At 64.9% G+C, this 20976-nt stretch carries 17 protein-coding genes; 7 read left to right on the forward strand and 10 right to left on the reverse strand.

Translation table 11 applies throughout. The features are described from left to right. Positions 1-66: 66 nt before the first annotated feature. Positions 67-561: a MarR family winged helix-turn-helix transcriptional regulator gene (locus tag XH89_RS35715; RefSeq protein ID WP_194464952.1), complete on the forward strand. Its 495-nt coding sequence runs from the start codon at positions 67-69 to the stop codon at positions 559-561. Positions 562-754: 193 nt separating this feature from the next. Then, positions 755-2560, forward strand: a complete 1806-nt coding sequence (gene atzF / locus XH89_RS35720; RefSeq protein WP_194464953.1) for an allophanate hydrolase — start codon at positions 755-757, stop codon at positions 2558-2560. A 17-nt stretch (positions 2561-2577) separates the two neighbouring features. Here the strand turns inward: atzF and XH89_RS35725 are convergent, their stop codons facing one another. The 10 genes from XH89_RS35725 to ugpB form a co-directional block, all read right to left on the reverse strand. After that, the gene (locus XH89_RS35725) at positions 2578-3300 is read right to left on the reverse strand and encodes a GntR family transcriptional regulator (protein ID WP_194464954.1); all 723 of its coding nucleotides are present in this window, start codon (positions 3298-3300) and stop codon (positions 2578-2580) included. 4 nt (positions 3301-3304) lie between these two features. Beyond that, a complete protein-coding gene (hpxZ, locus tag XH89_RS35730; protein WP_148777405.1) occupies positions 3305-3697 on the reverse strand; it encodes an oxalurate catabolism protein HpxZ in 393 nt (130 codons plus the stop codon). A 12-nt stretch (positions 3698-3709) separates the two neighbouring features. Further along, entirely contained in the window at positions 3710-5104 is a 1395-nt protein-coding gene (locus tag XH89_RS35735) for an AtzE family amidohydrolase (RefSeq protein WP_194464955.1), read from the reverse strand. Positions 5105-5112: 8 nt separating this feature from the next. Beyond that, entirely contained in the window at positions 5113-5292 is a 180-nt protein-coding gene (locus XH89_RS35740; RefSeq protein ID WP_194464956.1) for a DUF4089 domain-containing protein, read from the reverse strand. 29 nt (positions 5293-5321) lie between these two features. Beyond that, positions 5322-7043, reverse strand: a complete 1722-nt coding sequence (locus tag XH89_RS35745) for an ABC transporter ATP-binding protein (protein WP_194464957.1) — start codon at positions 7041-7043, stop codon at positions 5322-5324. A gap of 88 nt (positions 7044-7131) precedes the next feature. Beyond that, positions 7132-8031 carry an ABC transporter permease gene (locus XH89_RS35750; RefSeq protein ID WP_194464958.1) on the reverse strand — a complete coding sequence of 300 codons (900 nt, stop codon included), beginning with the start codon at positions 8029-8031 and terminating at the stop codon, positions 7132-7134. 3 nt (positions 8032-8034) lie between these two features. Continuing rightward, the gene (locus XH89_RS35755) at positions 8035-9048 is read right to left on the reverse strand and encodes an ABC transporter permease (protein ID WP_194464959.1); all 1014 of its coding nucleotides are present in this window, start codon (positions 9046-9048) and stop codon (positions 8035-8037) included. 238 nt (positions 9049-9286) lie between these two features. Then, positions 9287-10909, reverse strand: a complete 1623-nt coding sequence (locus XH89_RS35760) for an ABC transporter substrate-binding protein (RefSeq protein ID WP_194464960.1) — start codon at positions 10907-10909, stop codon at positions 9287-9289. A gap of 382 nt (positions 10910-11291) precedes the next feature. Continuing rightward, on the reverse strand, positions 11292-12251 hold the full coding sequence (locus XH89_RS35765; protein WP_194464961.1) for a phosphotransferase: 960 nt from the start codon (positions 12249-12251) through the stop codon (positions 11292-11294). 218 nt (positions 12252-12469) lie between these two features. Then, on the reverse strand, positions 12470-13795 hold the full coding sequence (gene ugpB, locus XH89_RS35770) for a sn-glycerol-3-phosphate ABC transporter substrate-binding protein UgpB (RefSeq protein ID WP_246767701.1): 1326 nt from the start codon (positions 13793-13795) through the stop codon (positions 12470-12472). Between the two features lie 435 nt (positions 13796-14230). Here ugpB and XH89_RS35775 point away from each other — a divergent pair, with 435 nt between their 5' ends. The 5 genes from XH89_RS35775 (at position 14231) to XH89_RS35795 (ending at position 20808) form a co-directional block, all read left to right on the forward strand. Then, positions 14231-15226 (forward strand): TRAP transporter substrate-binding protein, encoded by a 996-nt coding sequence (locus tag XH89_RS35775; RefSeq protein ID WP_194464962.1) that lies wholly within the window; start codon positions 14231-14233, stop codon positions 15224-15226. Positions 15227-15280: 54 nt separating this feature from the next. Next, positions 15281-17311: an ATP-binding protein gene (locus tag XH89_RS35780; protein WP_194468732.1), complete on the forward strand. Its 2031-nt coding sequence runs from the start codon at positions 15281-15283 to the stop codon at positions 17309-17311. Continuing rightward, positions 17281-19026 (forward strand): DUF3369 domain-containing protein, encoded by a 1746-nt coding sequence (locus XH89_RS35785; protein ID WP_194464963.1) that lies wholly within the window; start codon positions 17281-17283, stop codon positions 19024-19026. The genes XH89_RS35780 and XH89_RS35785 overlap by 31 nt, the downstream gene beginning before the upstream one ends. A gap of 24 nt (positions 19027-19050) precedes the next feature. Further along, the gene (locus tag XH89_RS35790) at positions 19051-19788 is read left to right on the forward strand and encodes a response regulator (protein ID WP_194464964.1); all 738 of its coding nucleotides are present in this window, start codon (positions 19051-19053) and stop codon (positions 19786-19788) included. A gap of 408 nt (positions 19789-20196) precedes the next feature. Then, positions 20197-20808, forward strand: coding sequence for a sigma-70 family RNA polymerase sigma factor (locus tag XH89_RS35795; protein ID WP_194464965.1), 612 nt, complete (start codon positions 20197-20199; stop codon positions 20806-20808). Positions 20809-20976: the final 168 nt, after the last annotated feature.

Here is a 20976-nt window from a genome sequence, read left to right on the forward strand (position 1 = left end):
GTCGTCAACAACAATCTTTCGCTTCGAACCTCGAGACGCTAAGGTCGCGGGGCAGGAGATAGGAATTTGACAGCGATCGCAGCCCGGACTTCCCCCCGCAAGCGAGCGAACAACGGCGCGACGCGGCAGATCGACGCGGACGAGATCAGCCTTGACGCTCTCGTCGGCCACGCCGGCTATGCGGTCCGTCGCTTCCAGATCTGGATCTTTCAGGACTTCATCCGGACGCTCGGCGCGGTCGGTATCAGGCCGACGCAATATTCGGTGCTGACCGTGATCGGCGCCAATCCGGGGCTCTCGCAGATGGCGGTGGCAAAACGCCTCGGCATCGAGCGCGCCCGGCTGGTGCATCTGCTCGACAGCCTTGAGCAGCGGAGGCTGGTGAAACGGATCAAGTCGAAGGCGGACCGGCGGTCCCACGCGCTTCACCTCACGACGCAAGGCGAGACGGCCCTGGCAAGATTCAAGCGCCTCGCGGCCGAGCACGAACGGCATGTCGAGGACAAGATCGGCAAGGCGAACCGGGAACGGCTGCTCCAGATACTTGCGGCCTTCACCTGATCAAGACTGCTCACGGTTTGGGCAAGTGCTCGGGGCGGGGCGCCGGCCCGGCCGCCCGCTCGCTGGTCAGTGCATCCCCCAAGGCACTGATCCTACGATAATATCCGCAGCATCGCGCCTGCCCGGATAATGTACACAATGGCACATCGCTTGCTTCAATCCGGGTGAGAGAAGTTGCCGGAGTTTTGCCACCATGGGGGCTGAGCAGCCTGAAACGATCGCCGCGATTGTGGCCGCGCATCGCGCGGGCACGATGACGCCGGCAGAGACGATCGCGCGCACCTATCAGCGCATCCGCGACCACAACGATCCCGCCGTCTTCATCAGCCTGCGCGACGAAAAGGACGCGATCGCGGAAGCTGAAAAGCTTGCCACGAAGGACGCCGCGAACCTGCCGCTCTATGGCGTGCCGGTAGCGGTGAAGGACAATATCGACGCGCTGGGCTTTCCGACCACGGCAGCCTGCCCGGCCTTCTCCTACACGCCAGCACATGACTCGACCGCGGTGGAACGCCTGCGTGCGGCTGGCGCCATCATCGTCGGCAAGACCAATCTCGACCAGTTCGCGACCGGCCTCGTAGGCGTGCGTTCGCCCTATGGCATCCCCCGCAACTCAATCCGGGAGGATCTCATTCCCGGCGGCTCGAGTTCGGGATCGGCGACCGCCGTCGGCGCTGGCCTGGTGCCGCTGTCGCTCGGCACCGACACGGCGGGCTCAGGCCGCGTGCCGGCGATGCTCAACAACATCGTCGGGCTGAAGCCGAGCCTCGGCATGATCTCGAGCGCGGGCCTCGTGCCGGCCTGCCGCACGCTCGACTGCATCTCGGTCTTTGCGCTGACGGTGGACGATGCCGCGCTCGCACTCTCCGTGATGACCGGCCCCGACCAGGCCGATCCGTTCTCGCGCGACCGGCCGCTTGGCGCGCTCACGCCACTCCCCGCCAGCCTGCGGCTCGGCGTGCCGCGCAACGGCCAGCTGATCTTCTTCGGCGACAAGAAGTCGGAAGCCGCTTACGCCGAAGCGCTGAGGCGCTGGTCCGCGCTCGGGGCCACGCTGGTCGAGTTTGACCTTGAACCGTTCTACGAGACGGCGCGGCTGCTCTACGAAGGTCCCTGGGTCGCCGAGCGCTATCTCGTGATCAAAAATCTGCTGGCGTCCGCGCCTGACTCGATCCATCCCGTGACGCGCGAGATCACCGCGGCCGGCGCACGGCTGACGGCGGCAGAAACCTTCTCCGCACTCTATCGCCTGCAGGGCCTGCGCAAGATCGCCGAGCGGACCTTCGCGAACATCGACGCGCTGGTGCTGCCGACGGCGCCGACCACCTATACGACCGCGCAGGTGCTCGCCAATCCGATCGAGCTCAACAGCCGGCTCGGCACCTACACCAACTTCGTCAATCTGCTGGACCTCTGCGGTCTCGCCGTGCCGGCGTCGATGCGTGCGGACGGCATCCCGTTCGGCATCACGCTGCTGGCGCCTGCGGGCCGCGATGCGATGCTCGCGAGTATCGGTCGCGTCTTCCATTCGGATACCAAGCTGACAATGGGGGCCAAGGGCGTGGCGCAGGAGCCACTTGCGGCGCTTCCGGCAAGCAGCGGCGACGAGATCCCGATCGCGGTGGTCGGCGCGCATCTCTCCGGCATGGCGCTGAACGGCGAACTGAAGGCGCTCAACGGAAAGCTGATCGAGGCGACAAGAACCGCACCGGACTACAAGCTCTATGCGCTCAAGACGGCGCCGCCGAAGCCGGGCCTGCTCCGCGTCGAAACCGGCAAGGGCGCATCGATCGAGCTCGAAATCTGGTCGCTGTCGTCGTCCGCCTTCGGCAAGTTCGTCAATGCCATTCCGGCGCCGATGGCGATTGGCACGGTCAGGCTTGCAGATGGCCGGAGCGTGAAGGGCTTTCTCGTCGAGCCGGAAGTGCTGGGCGAGGCGCGCGATATCACGAGCTATGGCGGCTGGCGCGCTTATATGAAGGAAGCTGCGACGACGTAAATCAACTCCGCCGTCGGCTACACCGACACCGCGTAGATCTCGTACTCCCCGCGCACCAGCTCGATATGGGCGCGCATGGCGGCGGCAGCGCCCTGCTTGTCGCCGCGCATGATGGCGACGACGACGCGGTCATGCTCGGCCTGCGACTTGGCAAGGCGGCCGAGATTGCGGAACTGGGCGCGACGGAAAGGCTGCACGCGCACGCGCGTCGCCAGCGTGATCTCGGCGATGTAGCCGTTCTGCGAGCCCGCATAGATCGCGTTGTGGAAGCGCTCGTTGACCTCATGGAAGCGATCGGGATTGCCGGCGTAGCTGAGAACGCGCAGCTCCTCATGAATGGCTTCCAGGCCATGACGCTCGGCGGCGGACATGCGCTCGGCGGCAAGGCCCGCGCACAGCGCCTCCAGCTCCGCCATCGCCTCGAACATGCTTTTCAGACGCTCGATCGAGGGCTGTGCGACGACCGCGCCGCGATGCGGCCGCGCTTCGACAAGGCCGCTCGCGACCAGCTGCCGCAGCGCTTCGCGCACCGGCGTGCGCGAGACGCTGAAGCGGCGCGCGATGTCGGTCTCGTCCAAGGGCGCGCCGGGAGCGAGAGCTCCGCGCACGATTTCGTCGGCGAGTTGAAGGCGAAGCTCCTCGGCGCGCGTGACCTTCTGTACCGATGGCGAGGCCCGGTCGACACGGGGCACCACCGGCTCTGTCGGCAACGTCCCGGGCGGAAAATCGTCAAGCGCCATACGGTCAGGTCTCTTTCGACTCGTCGATGATGCTGACATGGGCGGCGACGACGCGCCAGCCCTCCGGGAAGCGAATCCAGGTCTGCATCTGCCGGCCGACCTTGCCGGGAGCGGTGTCGCGATAGAACAAGGTGGAGGCGACGGCCGTGTCGCGGCCGTAGCTGGAGATCACGGTCCTGGCCGTGCGGCGGTTGAGGCCAACAGGCGAACGGCCGGCGCGGAAGCCGGAGATCGCCTCATAGCCGTAGAGATTCTCACCGATGCCGTAGCGCAGCGTGCGGGGATCGTTGCGGAACAGCTCGCCGAGCACGGCGACGTCGTTGCTGACGAGAGCCTGCTCGTAGCGCTCGAACGCGGCTTTGACTTCCGCGATCACGTCGGGGAGATCGATCTCCATCTCAAAATCCTCTTAAAGTCCCCTTGGGGCTGGCGCAGCGACCACGCCCATCTTTTCCAATGCGTAGGCGACGCGGAGCGCAATGTCCTCGCGCCAAGGCGCACAAATGATCTGCACGCCGATCGGCAGCGGATCGAGCGGCACCGGCACGGCGACCACCGGCAGGCCGATGAAGGAGATCGGCTGGGTGTGGATGCCGATATTGGCGCGAACCGGCAGTTCGACGCCGTCGAGGGTGAAGTTCACCTGCCCGAGCTTCGGTGCGGTACAGGGGGTCGCGGGCGCGAGCAGCACGTCGACGGATTTGAAGATCTCGGCGAGCTGTGCGCGATACCAGCGACGAAACTTTTGCGCGCGGTCGACCAGCGCCGCCGGCACCATCGCGCCGGCGATCAGCCGATCGCGCACGGCGGGATCGAAATCGTTCGGACGCTTGCGCAGGCGATCGAGATGCAGCGAGGCGCCTTCCGTGGTGGTGATCACGTAAGCCGCGGCGCGGGCGCGCGAGGCCTCGGGCACGTCCACGACCTTCGTCGCACCGAGTGCCTTGGCGACGCGGCTGACGGCTTCGACCGCCTCCGGAAACACGTTCTTCTGGAAATGGCCACCAGCGACCGCGATGCGCAGATCGGAGACCGGATTGGCGATGAGCGGCAACGTCGGCTCCAAGCCTCGCGTCGTGCAGGCAGCATCGTCGGCGTCCGGTCCCTGCATGGCGTCATAGGCGAGCGCGAGATCGGTGACGGAGCGCGCGAAGGGCCCGAGATGATCGAGGCTCGCGACGAACGGGAACGAGCGCGCCCGCGACAGCCGGCCATAGGTCGGCTTCAAGCCAAAGATGCCGCAGAAGGAGGACGGCACGCGGATCGAACCATTGGTGTCCGAGCCGAGCGCGATCGGCACCAGCCCGCCGCCAACGGCGCTCCCGGAACCGCCGGAGGACCCGCCGGTCATCCGCGTGGTGTCGTGCGGATTGCGCGAGGGACCGTCGTGGACGTTCTCGCCGGTGAAGTCGTAGGCGTATTCACCCATATTCAGCGCGCCGACCAGCACGGCACCGGCCGCCTCCATGCGCTCGATCAGCGTGGCATCGCGCTTCGAAGGCGCGAGGTCGCGGTTGATCTTCGAGCCGGCGCGTGTCGGCAGGCCGGCGACGTCGAACAGGTTCTTCACCGCGAAGGGCACGCCGGCGAGCGGACCGACGGCCTTGCCCGCGGCGATGTCCGCATCGATCGCGCGCGCCTTCGCGCGGGCGCGATCGGCGGTGACGTCGGTGAAGGAGTTGAGGATGCCGTCGTGCTGCTTGATTCGCGCAAGAGCCGCTTCAGTCGCCGCGAGTGCGGACAATTGGCCGCCAGTCACCGCCTTTGCGATGTCCGCAGCATTCATCTCTGGCTTGGCGGTCATGGCAGCAATCAGGCCGTGAAGATCGGCGCCGGCTCGGTCTCGTCCGGCAGCGCGAATTCGTCGACCAGGCGGCCAAGCCGCAGCGAGACGTCGAGATTGGCGCGGACCGCGGGCCGCCAGGCCTCCTCGACCGGCAGCGCCAGCGCTTTCGATACGGCGTCGATATAATCGTCCAGCGGCTCGGCCATCACTCTCTCAAGCTGATCTCAATGTACTCTTAGTGGACTTGCAACGGCGGATGCGGGATCGCCGTCAGCAGCTCCTTGGTGTAGTCGTCCTGCGGATCGCTCAGGACCTTCTCGGAAGTGCCCTCTTCGACGATCCGCCCCGTCCGCATCACAATGACACGATCGCACAACAAGCGCACTACATTCAAATCATGCGAGACGAACAGATAGCTCATACCTAGCCGCGCCTTGAGGTCCTGGAGCAGGTTCAGGACGACCGCCTGCACCGACACGTCGAGCGCCGCGGTCGGCTCGTCCAGGATGACGAGCTTCGGATGCAACGCGATGGCGCGGGCGATGCCGACACGGGCCTTCTGGCCACCGGACAATTGGTGCGGGAACCGGTCGAGCAGATTGTGCGGCAGGCCGACCATGGTGGCCAATTCCTCGCAGCGGGCGCGAAGGGCATCGCGGCCCTTGATATCGCCGAGCTGCAAAAGCGGATCGGCGATCGCGCGCGCGGCAGTGAAGCGGGGGTTGAGGCTGTCGGTCGGATCCTGGAACACCATCTGGATGCGGCTGCGCTGCGGCAGCCGGGCGAAATTGGCCGGAGCGATGCCGCCGATGTCCTCGCCGTCGAACTGGATCAGGCCTGAGGTCTGGTCCAGGAGGCGCATCACCATCATCGACGTGGTCGATTTGCCGCAGCCGGATTCGCCGACCAGGCCCACGCTCTCGCCATGGCCGATCGAGAAGCTGATGCCGTCGACGGCGCGGAACACGTCCGGCTCGACGGGCGGCTTGCGGCCGAACAGTTTTCCAAGCGTGGCGGTGGCGCCCTGGCGGGGATACTCTTTCACGAGCTTTTCGATGAGGAGGAGAGGCTTCTCCGCGCTTGCAGTCGGCGCCTGAGCGGCCTCCGCGGGGGCGGCGGGCGCACCGCCCTCCTCCTCCGGCAGCAGGTCGCGCAGGCTCACACCGAGCCGCGGAGTCGCGCGCATCAGCTTCCTGGTGTAGGGGTGCTGCGGGTTCGCGAAGATGTCGGCGGCCTTGGCGGTCTCGACGACGCGGCCCTTCTCCATCACGACGACGCGGTCGCAATAGGCAGCCGCCAGGCCGAGGTCGTGGGTGATCAGGATCGTTGACATCGCGCGGCGCCTGGTCAACTCGACGATCAGGTCCATCACTGCCTTTTGCGTGGTGACGTCGAGGCCCGTCGTCGGCTCGTCGGCGATCAAGAGTTGCGGATTGCAGGCGAGCGCGAGCGCGATGACGACGCGCTGGCACATGCCGCCCGAGAGCTCGAACGGATAGGCGTGGTAGCGCTCGCGCGGGCGGGCGATCTTGACCTGCTCCAGCGCCTCGATTGCCTTCTCGCCGTGATCTACGACCTGGGCCTGCTGCACGTGGGTGCGCAGCACGTCCTCGATCTGATCGCCGACCCTGCGGATCGGATTCAGCGCCGCGCGCGGGTTCTGGAAGATCATTGAGACTTCGCGGCCGCGCAGGTCGCGCATCTGGTCTTCGGTCGCCGCCTTGACGTCGATGCCGGAGAACATCACCGAGCCCTCGGCGATCTTGCCGGCGCGGTCGAGGATGCGCATCACCGCGTAGGACGTCACCGACTTGCCGGAGCCGGACTCGCCGACAATGGCCAGCGTCTCGCCCTTGGCGACGGAGATGTTGACGTGCTGCACGGCTTTGACGATGCCGCGGCGGGTGGTGAATTCGACGGTAAGGTCCTGGACGTCGAGCAGTGGTTGGGCGGTCACGAATGCCTCCGGTCGCTCAGACGATCGAAAACAACCCCATGCACAGTAGAAGCGCCACTGAAATCATTGGAGAATTTTTGCCAGATCATCACGTCCTCCGCTGCGGATCGACGATGTCGCGCAGGCCGTCGCCGAGGAGGTTGAAGCAGAACACGGCGATCATCAGCGCAAGGCCGGGGAAGAGCGCGATCCACCATTCGCCTGACACCATGAAGCCCGCGCCCTCGGCGACCATGATGCCCCATTCGGCCGTCGGCGGGCGGACGCCGAGGCCGATGAAGGACAGGCCCGCGGCATTGAGGATGGCGTAGCCCATGGTCAACGACATCTGCACGATCATGATCGGCATGATGTTGGGCAGGATGTGCACCAGCAGGATGCGGAATTCGCCGTTGCCGGCGAGGCGCGCGGCCTGCACGAAGCCGGCATTGCGGCGGACATTGGCCTCGGCGCGCGCGACACGGGCGTAGAGCGGAAAGTTCACGATGGCCGTGGCGAGAATGATGTTCTGCACGGTGTTGCCGAGCGCCGCGACGATGCCCATCGCCAGCACGAACAGCGGGAAGGCCATGATGGTATCGGCGATGCGGCCGACGATGCGGTCGGTCCAGCCGCCGAAATAGCCGGCGGCGAGGCCGGCGAGACCGCCCATCAGGAACACCAGCACGACCGAGGCGACCGCGATGAACGTATCGAGCCGCGTCGCCACCACGACGCGGCTGAAGATGTCGCGGCCCAATTGGTCAGTGCCGAACCAGTGCGCGGCCGACGGCGGCTTCAGCGCCGCGGCGGTGTCGGAGGCGAGCGGATCATAGGGCACCACATAGGGGCCAAAGATCGCGGCGGCGAGGATCAGGATCAGCAATGCGAAGGCAAAGCCGGTGACCTTGTTCTCGCTGAGAACGTAACGGGTCTGTTCGAGGATCGCAGACAGCCCCGAGGTTCGTGCGGGACCGACAGGCTCAACGGCTGGCGCAACGGAGCTCATGGTTCAGCCCTCCAACCGCACGCGCGGATCGATCACGCCGTACAAGATGTCGATCACGAGATTGAGCAGCACGTACATCACCGCCATGGTGAGGACAAAACCCTGCACCGGCGCGAAGTCCGACGAGATCAACGCTTCCACCGCGTAGGAGCCGATGCCCGGCCAGGCGAACACCTTTTCGACCAGCACGTTGGCACCCAGCAGGAACGAGAACACCATGCTGAGCGTGGTAATCACAGGCAGCATCGCGTTGCGGAACGCGTAGGTGACGATCACGGTCGTCGGCGACAGGCCGCTGGCGCGAGCGGTGCGGACGAATTCGGACGCCAGCACCGCCAGCATCGAGGCGCGGGTCATGCGCGCGATCGGCGCCAGCGAGAAGATCGCCAGCGTCGTCGCCGGCAGGATGAGCTGGCTCAGCGCCGAGCGGAACGCCTCGACATCCCGCGCGAGCAGCGTGTCAATCAGGTAGAAGCCCGTGACGGTCGGCGGCGCGCTGTAGAACACGTCGAGACGTCCGAGCGGCGCCGGAGACCAGCCGAGCTGGAAATAGAAGACATAGACCAGCACGAGGCCGGTGAAGAACACCGGCAGCGACACCCCGGCTGTCGTCGTGATCCGACATAGGTGGTCGATCCATGATCCTGGTCGCGTGGCGGCGAACACGCCGAGCGGAATGGCGATGACGATGGAAACGACCAGGCCGAGCAACGTCAGCTCGGCCGAGGCCGGCAGGCGGTTGCGGATTTCGGTCGCGACGGGCTGGCCCGTCGTCAGCGAGTTGCCGAAATCACCATGGGCGAGATCGTTGGTGTAGCGGAAGAACTGCTCGATCAGCGGCTTGTCGAGGCCGAGTTTTTTCCGGATCTGCTCGACGGCTTCCTTGGTCGCGGCGGGCCCGGCGAAGTACGCGGCAGGATCACCGGGCAACGCGCGCGTCAGCAGGAAGGTGACGATGACGACACCGATCAGCGAAGGAATCGCAAACATCAGGCGCTTGCCGATCATGGTGAGCATGATGACGTCCTCTCGCGCTTCGCTTCGAAATGAGATCGCGCAACACACTCGGCTGCGTTCCCTCCCCCCTTGTGGGGGAGGGTTAGGGAGAGGGGTGGCCCCGGGAGAGGTCTGAGTTCGTGGCTACCCCCCTCCCTGCCCCTCCCCCGCAAGGGGGGAGGGAATGAGAGAGCGGTGGCCACCTCACTCGACCAAGCAACACAGAGAGGCGCGGCTTTGTCGCGCGCGCTCATGCCCCTCACCCCTTCGCCATGGCGCGATAGTCGAGCCTGCGGTGGAACCAGTATTGATAGCCCGAGATGTTCTTCTGCATCGCGATGTTGACGTAGGGCTGGTACAGCGGGATGCGCGGGATGTCAGTGAAGGCGAGGTCGACGAAGCCCTTCACATCGGTCTCGTAAGCCGCGGTGTCGCCGGCCGCGGCCGCGGTGCGCGCGCCGTCGATAAGCTTGTCCATCTCCGCCGACTTGTAGCTCATGGTGTTGAAGACGGAATTGTTGCCGTGATAGCACCAGTAGAAGAAGTACTCGGGGTAATCGAGCCAGCCCGAGAACACGTTGGTGAAGAGCGGCATCTCCTTCTTGTTCAATTCGGTGCGCCAGTTGGCACCGGGCACCTTGTTGATGGTGGTCTTGATGCCGATCTGCGCGAGACTCTCCTGCACCAGCACGCAGAGCGGCTCGTTGACACCGGCGAAATTCAGGTCGAACGAGATCGTGGTCTCGAAGCCGCCTGCAACGCCCGCCTCCGCCATCAGCGCTTTGGCCTTCTCGATGTCGGTGTTGTATTTGTGCGGCTGCGGCCAGGCGACTTCGGTCGGCTTGTCCTTCGCTGCGCCGAACATCGGGTTGGCGAGGCCGAACATCACCGCGTCCATGATCTTCTGATAGGGCAGCGCATAGGCCACCGCCTGACGGACCTTCGGATTGTCGAAGGGCGGCTTGGTGACGTTCATCCCGATATACTGGATGCCGTTGGAGAACGGCAGCGACACCACGTTGAGCTTGCCGTTGGCCTTCATCTCCTGAAAATCCTTGTTCGGCAGCTCATAGGAGATGTCGGCGTCACCGCGTTCCAGCAGCGCACGGCGGTTGCCGGCCTGCGGCACCATGCGCCAGATCACGCGCTTGATCTGCGGCAAGGGACCGCCGACCCAATCATCGTTGCGCTCCATGATCACTTCGGTGCCGGCGGTCCATTTCGTCACCTTGTAGGCGCCGGAGCCCGCGGTCTGCTGTTTCGTGAACTCGAGACCCCAGGGATCCTTCTCGCTGGCGTTTTTCTTCACCAGCTCGGAGTTGACGATGCAGGGCACAATGACGGCGAGGTCGGGAATCGTCAGCCTGTCCTTCTTCAGGAAGTCGACGCGCACCGTATAGTCGTCGATCACGACGAACTGCTCGGGCTTGGTCAGCGAGCCCGCGCTCATCTGGAAGGTCGGGAAACCGCCGACGCTGACGGCGCGGTCGAGCGACCACTTCACGTCCTTGGCGGTGACCGGCGCCCCGTCGTGGAATTTGGCGTTCTTCTTCAACTTGAAGGTGACCGACATGTCGTCGATCCTGAACTCCTCGGCGAGCTCGCCCTTGAACTTGTCGCGGTCGTAATAGGGCACCCCACCGGGGCCGCTCTTCATCTCGTGGCTGATGAGCCGGTCGTAGCAATTCCACGACACCTCATAGCCGGGCACGTTGGTGCCGACGCCGTGGATGTCGAGATTGTTGGGGCCGCCTTCGGAGACGATCAGCAGCGTCTCGGAGCGGGCATCGGCATAGGCCGAGGAGATGACCTCCGGCATGGCCGGAAGCGCCGCGCCAGCGGCCAATCCGGAGACGGATTTGAGGAAATCGCGGCGCTTCATGGCGGGTGCTCCAACTCAGAAGTTTCTGGTTGGAACTGGATTCGCAAGGTTCGTGCCAAGGGTTAACGAGAGGTTGGCGACGCTTTAATCCATTGATATCGCGAATGGAATCCTTGAAAAATCAGTCATAGAGCGCCAATGCTCAGACACTGAGTATTGCATACAAAGCGAGGCATTTGCTCATTAATTAGACTGGCACCCGTTATAGCCCACAAAGTGTGCGAACCAATGTGCGAGAAGCGATGACCTCCGCAAGCGATGGGGAGGACGAAAGCTTGCGCGTCGAACTCGTCATTGCGAGCGAAGCGAAGCAATCCAGAGTCTTTCCTCCGAGGCAGTCTGGATTGCTTCGCTTCGCTCGCAATGACGGCTGATGGAGCCATCACTCCGCCCAGATCAGCTCCTGAAGCTCCACCAGATCGCTCGCCTTATCCTGCCAGCCCTCGATGCAGATGTGGCTGTTGAGATCGCTGGCGTGATGCAGCAGCATCAGGGCCATCAGGCGCCGCTTCAGCGCGTAATCTGGCTTCGCGTAGCCAAAACCTTCGAGCAGGTTGCGCACCCTGCCCGGCCGTCCCGCTGCCATGAAGGCGCTGGGGCCGAGCAGATCGTAATCGCGCCAGCCTGCGCGGACGTCGCCGAAATCGAACAGGCCCGCGAGCGACCATTGGTCGTCACGACGGGCGAGCAAAAAATTCTCCGGAATGTATTCGCCGATCAGGATCACCGGTGGCGCGTCCATCGGGATCAGCGTCGCGGCATCGCGCATGAGATCGTCGAGGCCTCTAAGGAATTTCGGCGCGAGGCCAAGACCCGCGTGCCGTGCCTTACAGCCCAGCATCTGCGCGCGCATGAACGCATCCCAGCGCGGCTCGATCTCCGCGAGCGGGCCGAGCGGCGCGCGCTGCACGGCGGCGATGGTCTCGCCGATCTGGCGCAGCACGCGCTCTTTCTGCGCTTCAGGCAATGACGGCCACACCTCCGAGCCGAGCGTGCCCGATAGAAGCGTGATGACCAGATAAGGCCAGCCGTCGCGCGCTCCCTCCGCGACGATCTCGGGGATCGGCAGATGCAGCCGGCCCGCAAGCTGCATCAGCGAGCCACGCTCGGAGACAAATTGCGCGCGCAGCAGCGGCGGGAAGATTTTCAGGATCAGCTTGTCGCCGAGCCCGACCACGAGATTGGTGCCGGTCGCGAACACGTGCGGCGAGCCGATACCGAGGCCGTGGCCGCGCGCGATGTCGAGCGCGATCGGCAGCCATTGCGCCGGATCAGCGCGAAAGGCGCGGAAGGCCTGAGTGTCGGTGAAAGCCGGCAGTTGCTGCGGTGGCACGATGGTCATTCGCAGCCGCTCGTGCAGGGCGCCCCTGTTCGATTTGATGCCAGCTCAGGAAACGGTGCACCTCTCCCGCCTACGGGAGAGGTCGGCACGTAGTGCCGGGTGAGGGCTTTCTCCTCTGGGGGATTGTCCCGTTGCGGAGAGACCCTCTCCCCAACCCTCCCCCGCAAGCGGGGGAGGGAGCGCACCGTGCTCGCGGCCACAGCTACGCTCATCCGCCCCTACCGGTCCGGACTTGCTCGCTCGAACTGGCGCAAGAGCTTGTTGCCGCGTTCGACTGCGGCATCGAGCGCGGCTTGCGCGCTCTTCCGGCCGGCGAAGGCCTGCTCCAGCTCGTCCTCGATCGCGCCCCGGATCAGCACGAAGGAGCCCAGCCTCATGCCTTTCGAATTCTCCGTCGGCGGATGCAGCGTGATCTGCTCGAACGAGATCGAGGAGCCCGGATCGCGCTCGTAGAATCCTTGCGCGCGCGTCAGCTCGAAGGCGGCGCGGGTGATCGGCAGGTAGCCGGTGTTCTGGTGCCAGGCGGCCTGCACGCCGGGTTGCGACAGATAGGCGAAGAACCGCGCCACGCCCTTGTATTCCTCGCGCGGCCGGTCGCGCAGCACCCACAGCGTGGCGCCGCCTATGATGGAATTCTGCGGCGCGCCCGCAACGTCAGGCCAGTACGGCATCATGCCGTAGCCGATCTCGAATTTCGAATTGGCCTTGATGTCGGCACGCGTCGCCGACGAGCCGATGAAGATGCCGCATTCGCCTTTCTGGAAACGCGGCTCGGCCGATTGTCCACGGCCGCTATAGTCGAACAGCTTTGTCTTCTGCCATTCGGCAAGCTGGGCGACGTGCTTGACCACGACCGGATTGTTGATGGTCAATTTCGCATCGAGTCCGGCAAAGCCGTTCGCGCGCGTGGCCAGCGGCAGATTGTGGAAGGCCGAGAAGTTTTCGACGTGGATCCACGAAGGCCATGACGTGGTGAAACCGCAAACTGCGCCGCGCTCGCGCAGGCGCTGTGCCGCGACGCCAAGCTCGGACCAGGTCTTCGGCGGCGTCTCGGGATCGAGGCCGGCATCGCGGAACATGGTCTTGTTGTAATAGAGGATCGGCGTCGACGAGTTGAACGGAAACGACAGCAAATTGCCCGAGGCGTCGGTGTAATAGCCCGAGACCGCCGGAAGGTAATCGTTGAGCGAGAACGGCTCGCCCATGTCGCGCATCATGCTGTAGACCGGATAGATCGCACCCTTGGCCGCCGTCATGGTGGCGGTGGCGACCTCGTTGACCTGGACGATCGCCGGCTGGCTGCGCGAGCGGAAGGCGAAGATCGCGGCCGTCACCGTCTCGGTGTAGTTGCCCTTGTAGGCAGGCACGATGCGGTAGTCGGACTGGGACGCGTTGAAGTCGGAGGCGAGCTTGTCGAGCTGCTTGCCAAGCTCTCCCGACATGGCGTGCCACAGCGCGATCTCGGTCGTCGCGCGGGCCTCGCAGCTCAAGGCGAGGACCAAGGCGGCGGCGACGACCTGCAATAGGCGCAATGCTGAAGTCACGATGGCCCGTCCCGGGTCAAGCGGCAAAAGGCGACGATACCCTGCTTAAGGCGCGGCACCAGCGCTTTCAACCGGGAATGAAGGCGGATGGCAGCGCACCATCGCCCCCCGGGAGCCAGGACAATCGTATACGGTTGCACGATGCGGCGGGATCGGCGCTGGGCCCCCTCTCCCGCTTGCGGGAGAGGGTTGGGGAGAGGGTGTCTCCGCAACGGGACAAACCCCAAGAGGAAAGAACCCTCACCCGCCACGCTCTGCGAGCGTGTCGGCCTCTCCCGCAAGCGGGAGAGGCCGAGCAAACCCCGCGGACAATCCTCGTGAAATCCATATGCAATTGCCCCACCCCGGGGGCCGGGATGGCCTTCCCTTTACCATCTGCTAGATTGCGTTGAACCTTTTGGTCCCGCCATAGACTCCATCACCGAGGGGTTGAGTGTGCCAGTGCTAAACCGTGCCGAACTCTCACGGACCGGGGTGATTTTCGTCGCGCTTCTGCTCGCCATCTGCGCGACGAGCGCCGCTGCGCGCGAATTCCGCGCCGCCGACACCCAGACCGAGGATTACCCGACCGTCCAGGCGTTGCGCTACATGGGCGCGCTGATCGCCGAGCGCACCAAGGGCCGGCACGAGATCAAGGTGTTTCACTCCCGCCAGCTCGGCGAGGAGAAGGAGACGATCGAGCAGACCCGCGCCGGAGCGATCGACCTCAACCGGACCAACGTCGCCCTGATCGGCAATTTCGTCCCGGCGATGAACGTGCTCGCCATGCCGTTCCTGTTCCGGTCCATCGAGCACATGCAGAAGGTGCTGGACGGGCCGATCGGCAAGGAAATCCTGAACAGTTTCGAGCCCTATGGCTTCGTCGGGCTCGCCTTCTACGATTCCGGGGCACGCTCGATCTACAATGCCGTCCGTCCGGTGAAGAGCCTTGCCGACCTCAAGGGATTGCGGATCCGGGTGCAGCAATCGGAGTTGATGAGCCAGATGATCCGCGCGCTCGGCGCAGAGCCGGTCGAATTGCCCTATGGGCAGGTGCTGACGGGGCTCGCGACCCATCTGATCGACGGCGCGGAAAACAACTGGCCATCCTTCGTGACCACGGACCATTACAAATATGCCGGCTACTACACCCTCACCGAGCACACGATGAGCCCGGAGGTGCTGGTGATCTCGCTCAAGGCCTGGCGCAGCCTGTCGGCCGAGGACCAGGCCATCTTCAAGGAGGCCGCGCAGCGCTCCTCCAGGTTCATGCGCGAAAAGTGGCGTGACCTCGAGGAGCAGTCGCAGCGCAAGGCGGAGGCCGCCGGCATCACCGTGACCAGGGATATCGACCGCAAGCCGTTCGAGGACGCGATGGCGCCGATCTACGCCAAGGCCGCGCAGGATCCCGCGGCTTCCGCGCTGATCGAACGCATTCGCAAGGTGGAGTGACGCTGCTTGATCGCGCCCGGCACCAGCGAGATCGCAGAGCGGCCGCCCGGCCCGATCGGGCGATTGCGCGCGCGGCTCGTCGGCGTGCTGCGCGCGGTGCCGATCCGCTGGCGCATCCTGTCGATCGCGGCGCTGAACTCGGCCGTGGTGATCGTGCTGGTGGCGATGATCTGGAACGGCGCGCAGGTGCTTGGCTCGGCCTGGGACGATGTGCGCCAGGTGCGCGAATCCGACCGGATCCTGGCGCTGCTCGAAAGCGAGACGGGACGGCTGCAGAACCTGATCCACCGCTACATCAACCAGCCGAGCCCGGACCTGTTCGCCGAGATCCTGCTGCTGCGCGAGGCCGTGCTGGGCACGCTGACCGACCGCGCCGCCAAGGACCCGATGCTGTCGGGCTCGGTCGAGGAGCTGGAGCGCACCACCGACCGCTTCCTCAACGGCTTTGGCGAGCTGCGCACCGTGCAGGCCACCATCGCCAAGACCTATGAGGAGCAGGTGCAGGGCCCGGCCAAGGACATGGCCGGCCTCTACTCCATCATCGAGGGCGCCACCGGCCATCGCGACGCGCTGATCTGGCCCTCGCTTGGCAAGTCGCGCGAGGCCTTCACCGCGATGCTGGTGGCGGCCAACTCCTATTACCTGTCGCTGTCACCAGGCGCCGCCGACGATGCCCGCCGCAACACCGAGACGATCGAAAAGACCATTCCGGTGATGATCGACCTCGCCGACAATGACCTGCAGAAGATGGCGCTGCAGAAGCTCGCCACCCGCACCATGGCGCTGCGCGAGGGCTTTGCAAGGCTCTCCGAGCAGTTGACGAACCGTACCGAGCTCTTGCGCAACACCATCGACGCCAGCCAGGCCGAGGCGATCGGCGCCATCGACGATCTCTCGACCAAGATGCGCCAGCGCGAGCAGAAGGCGCAGGAGACCTTCGATCGCACGCTCGCCGACATTTCACGGCGTGTTCTGTCGATCGCGGTGATCTTCCTCGGCATCATCCTCACCGCCGGCGTGCTGATCGCGCTGTCGATCCGCCTGCCGCTGCAACAGATCATGGCCGCGATGCGCGCGATCACGCTCGGCGATCTCGGCCGCGAGGTGCAGGGCACGCACGCACGCGACGAGGTCGGGGCGATGGCGCGCGCGGTGGAGGTGTTCCGCGAGAATGCGATCGCCAAGCGCCAGACCGAGGACGAGCTGCGCGCCTCCAAGGAAAAGGCCGAGAGCGCGCTGCTCGAGCTCAACACCGCGCAGCAGAATCTGATCGACGCCGAGAGGCTCGCCGCGCTCGGCGGCCTCGTCGCCGGCGTCGCGCATGAGGTCAACAACCCGATCGGGATCAGCCTGACGGTGGCCTCGAGCTTTGCCCGCCGCAGCGAGATCTTCGAGGCCCAGCTGAGGGGCGACGGGGGCTTGCGCCGCTCGCAGCTCGAGGAGTTCGTGCAGTCCTCGCGCGACGCCTCGCAGCAGCTGGTCGCCAACCTCCAGCGCGCCGGCGAGCTGATCCAGTCGTTCAAGCAGGTCGCGGTCGACCGCTCGCATGCCGAGCGGCGGCAGTTCTCGCTCAGCGAAGCGACCGACCAGATCATTGCGAGCCTGCGGCCCGTGCTGAAGCGCTCGCCGATCACGCTCGAGGTCGACGTGCCGGAGGGCCTGCTGCTGGACGGCTACCCTGGCTCCTATGGCCAGATCCTGACCAACCTCTTCCTCAACGCCGCCAACCACGCCTTCGCCGGCGGCCGGGCCGGCACCATCACCATCGCAGCCAAACCGCGCGGCAGCGACGATATCGAGGTCATCTTCGCCGATGACGGGGCCGGCATGACCCCTGATGTGCAACGCCAGGCCTTTGACCCCTTCTTTACCACAAGGCGCAATGAAGGCGGCACGGGACTGGGCTTGCATATCGTCTATAACCTTGTCACCCAGCAGCTCGGCGGGCGGATGATGCTGGAATCCAAGCTGGGACAAGGCACGACTTTTCGGATTATCATGCCGCGGATCGCCAAGGGCGGTGCGCAAAGCACAGAAAGTGACGGGACCTCTCAATGGCCGAACAGGACGATGTCCTCCACCTGATCGACGACACCGGTACCGCGTCGGAGGATATGGACGCCCGGAAATGGAAGATCGCCGTCATCGACGACGATCCGGCCGTGCATGACGGCACCCGCTTTGCGCTGTCCGACTACACGCTGAACGGCCAGGGCCTGGAGATCCTCTCCGCCCATTCCGCGGCGGAAGGCCGCAAGCTGATGGCCGAGCACAGCGACATCGCAGCGGTGCTGCTCGACGTCATCATGGAGACCGACGTCGCCGGCCTCGAGCTGGTCGAATACATCCGCAACGTGCTCAAGAACGAGACCGTACGCATCATCCTGCGCACCGGCCAGCCCGGCCAGGCGCCGGAGCGGCGCGTCATCGTGCAGTACGACATCAACGACTACAAGGCCAAGACCGAGCTCACCGCCGACAAGCTGTTCACCTCGCTGACCGCGGCGCTGCGCTCCTACCAGCAGCTCGAACGCATGGTGCAGACGCGGCGCGGGCTGGAGATCATCATCGATGCGGCCTCGACGCTGTATGACTTCAAGTCGATGCAGCGGCTCGCCGAGGGCGTCTTGACCCAGCTCGCCTCGCTGCTCAACGCGGATTGCGCCGGCATATTGGTGCTGCGCGACAATGGCGGCGTCGACCCCGAGCTTTCGGTGCTGGCCGGCAGCGGCTGCTACAGCCGTTTCATCGGCACGACCTCGTCGAAGGCGCTCGACCCCGACCTGCGCGCGATGGTGGAAGCCGCCTTCCAGGGCCGCAAGAACGAGTTCGCGGACCATCGCAGCGTGATCTATTTGCGCACCGGGTCGGGCCGCGAGGTGGTGGTGCTGCTGCAGGCCGAGCGCGAGCTCTCCGAGACCGACCGTTCGCTGGTCGAGATCTTCTCGAGCCGGCTCTCGATCGCCTTCGACAACGTCATCCTCTATCAGCAGCTGCAGGACGCCAACACCCAGCTGGAAGACCGCGTCACCCAGCGCACCCGCGCGCTGATGCAGGCCAACCGCCGCCTGTCGGCGCAATGGCTGCGACTGCAGCGCGCCAACGGCTTCAAGAACGAGATTCTGGGTACCGTCGCGCACGATCTGAAGAACCCGCTCGGCGTCATCCTCGGCCGCACCGAGATGCTGAAGGAGCTGATCTCGACCGGCGCCTCGACCAATGGCGTGGTCGCCCAGGTCGATCATATCAGAGACGCCACCAAACGTCTGACCACGATGGTCGATCATCTGATCTCGGACGCGATGGCCGATGCCTTCGACATCACCATCCGGCGCGAGCCGGTCGACGTCGCAGCCCTGGTCAAGGAGGTTGCCGAGGCCAACCAGCCGCTCGCGGTCAACAAGCAGCAGTCGATCAGCGTCAGCGCGCCCAGCAATATCGTGACCATGTGCGATACCGACCGCATCCGCGAGGCGATCGACAATCTGATCAGCAACGCCATCAAATACTCGCCGATCGCAGGCAAGATCACCGTCGCGGTCACCCACGAGGGCAACGACACCATCATCCGCGTCAGCGACGAGGGCGCCGGCCTGTCGCCGGAGGATCTCGGCCGCCTGTTCGGCCGGTTCCAGCGGCTATCGGCAAAGCCGACGGCGGGTGAGAGCTCGACGGGGCTTGGGTTGTCCATCGTCAAGCGTATTATCGACATGCATGGCGGCGAGGTGACCGCCGACAGCGACGGCCCGGGCAAGGGCTCGACCTTCACTATCACCCTGCCCGCGACCGAGATGCCATGATTTGAGTCCTGAGATCTGAGTGACATGACACAAAGCCAGCACATCATGATCGTCGACGACGAGGCCCCGGCCCGGGAGATGGTCGGCGATTACCTCAAGATGCACGGCTTCACCGTGACGCTGTGCGACGGCGGAAAGAGCCTGCGTGCCGCGATCGACGGCAGCATGCCCGATCTCGTCGTGCTCGACCTCAACATGCCCGAGGAAGACGGCCTGTCGATCATCCGCGACCTCAAGAGCCGCATCAACGTGCCCGTGATCATGCTGACGGCGACGGCGAGCCCGATCGACCGCGTCGTCGGCCTCGAGCTCGGCGCCGACGATTACGTGGCAAAACCCTGCGAGCTGCGCGAGCTGATGGCGCGCATCCGCTCGGTGCTGCGGCGGAGCACGCCGGCGAAATCAGCAGGCAGCGACGCGGCGCCGGCGAAATCGGACAAGGATCAATTGGTGCGCTTCGGCACCAAATGGCTCGACCTCGAAGCCCAGGCGCTGCGCGACGACGAAGGCAACGAGCATCCGCTGACTGCGTCCGAGTTCGGGCTGCTCAAAGTATTCGCGGCCAATCCGAAGCGCGTGCTGTCGCGCGAGCGGCTGCTCGAGCTTGCCAATGCGCGCGACGCCGAAGCCTTCGACCGCGCCGTCGACCTGCGCATCATGCGCATCCGCCGCAAGATCGAGCCCGACCCGACCAAGCCCGCCGTGATCCGCACCATCCGCGGCGGCGGCTATTTGTTCTCGCCCCAGGGCGAGAAGGCGTAGGGGCAACCTCGTCAGGTGCCGCAGGGTGGGCAAAGCGGAGCGTGCCCACCATTCTCGCAGCATTTCTAAAAGATCGTGGGCACGGCGCGAAGTGCGCCTTGGCCCACCTACGGCACTGTGTTTGGAGCCGGAGCTGCGTCGCGGCGACGCCGATGGGTGTAACGCGACCAAACGCAAGGCCCGGAAATTCGTTCCTCCCAGTCCAATTCCGCAGTACCGTATTTTCCAAGCCTTGAAATTCCACGATTTTTTGCCGCGAATGTTTCGTGGCGATTTGTGCGACGAAACAATTTAGCGGCGCACGAAACCATTTTCCCCTTTTCGTGCAGACGTCCCGAAACGTTGGCTCATTAACACTTTGGTCCAAGGAAACGCCGCTCGGTTGCGGCGCACCGGGGAGCCAAGTCAATGCGGAACGTCATCGCCATCAACGCCCAGGCCAGTCAGGGCATCATTGCCGCTCAGGCGACTTCGGACGACATGCTTCTGGAAAGCATTGCCGACGGCAACCGGACGTCGATGCACATCCTCTATTGCCGGCACAATGTGCGGGTCTACCGTTTCATCCTGCGCATCGTGCGCGATGCCACCACCGCGGAAGACCTCGTCAGCCAGGTGTTTCTGGACGTGTGGCGGACCGCCGGCCAGTTTCAGGGCCGCTCGCAGGTCTCGACCTGGCTGCTCTCGATCGCCCGCTTCAAGGCGTTGACCGCGATGCGCCAGCGCCGCTTCGAGGACATCGACCAGGAAGACGTGCGCCAGATCCCGGACAGCTGCGACACGCCCGAGACCTCGCTCGACCGCAGCGACACCAGCGCCATCCTGCGCGCCTGCGTCGCCAAGCTGTCGCCCGCCCACCGCGAGATCATCACCCTCGTCTACTACCACGAGAAGTCGGTGGAGGAGGTCGGGCAGATCATCGGCATCCCCCAGAGCACGGTGAAGACCCGCATGTTCTATGCCCGCAAGCAGCTCGCCGATCTGCTTAAGACTTGCGGCGTCGACCGGTTCGCCGCCTAAGTCGAACGATTTCAAAGGGATAGAGCCGCACTTCCGGCCCTATCCCGGGACACGAAAGCGTTACCGCCGACGAAACAAATGAAACAAAGCACAACATCAGGCGGAAAAACTTCCTTCCTATAAAGCTCCCATACGGTTTTGCTTAAACCTCCCAAGGACCTCCAACGA

Origin of the sequence: Bradyrhizobium sp. CCBAU 53340 (assembly GCF_015291645.1) — a bacterium.
In the GTDB taxonomy this organism is placed as follows: domain Bacteria; phylum Pseudomonadota; class Alphaproteobacteria; order Rhizobiales; family Xanthobacteraceae; genus Bradyrhizobium.

What these genes read in the sequence shown, in the direction of transcription:
- atzF (WP_194464953.1), top strand. Translation starts at nt 755, where the DNA reads ATGGGGGCTGAGCAGCCTGAAACGATCGCCGCGATTGTGGCCGCGCAT.
- XH89_RS35725 (WP_194464954.1), bottom strand. Translation starts at nt 3,300, where the DNA reads ATGGCGCTTGACGATTTTCCGCCCGGGACGTTGCCGACAGAGCCGGTG.
- hpxZ (WP_148777405.1), bottom strand. Translation starts at nt 3,697, where the DNA reads ATGGAGATCGATCTCCCCGACGTGATCGCGGAAGTCAAAGCCGCGTTC.
- XH89_RS35735 (WP_194464955.1), bottom strand. Translation starts at nt 5,104, where the DNA reads ATGACCGCCAAGCCAGAGATGAATGCTGCGGACATCGCAAAGGCGGTG.
- XH89_RS35740 (WP_194464956.1), bottom strand. Translation starts at nt 5,292, where the DNA reads ATGGCCGAGCCGCTGGACGATTATATCGACGCCGTATCGAAAGCGCTG.
- XH89_RS35750 (WP_194464958.1), bottom strand. Translation starts at nt 8,031, where the DNA reads ATGAGCTCCGTTGCGCCAGCCGTTGAGCCTGTCGGTCCCGCACGAACC.
- XH89_RS35755 (WP_194464959.1), bottom strand. Translation starts at nt 9,048, where the DNA reads ATGCTCACCATGATCGGCAAGCGCCTGATGTTTGCGATTCCTTCGCTG.
- XH89_RS35760 (WP_194464960.1), bottom strand. Translation starts at nt 10,909, where the DNA reads ATGAAGCGCCGCGATTTCCTCAAATCCGTCTCCGGATTGGCCGCTGGC.
- XH89_RS35765 (WP_194464961.1), bottom strand. Translation starts at nt 12,251, where the DNA reads ATGACCATCGTGCCACCGCAGCAACTGCCGGCTTTCACCGACACTCAG.
- XH89_RS35785 (WP_194464963.1), top strand. Translation starts at nt 17,281, where the DNA reads ATGGCCGAACAGGACGATGTCCTCCACCTGATCGACGACACCGGTACC.
- XH89_RS35790 (WP_194464964.1), top strand. Translation starts at nt 19,051, where the DNA reads ATGACACAAAGCCAGCACATCATGATCGTCGACGACGAGGCCCCGGCC.
- XH89_RS35795 (WP_194464965.1), top strand. Translation starts at nt 20,197, where the DNA reads ATGCGGAACGTCATCGCCATCAACGCCCAGGCCAGTCAGGGCATCATT.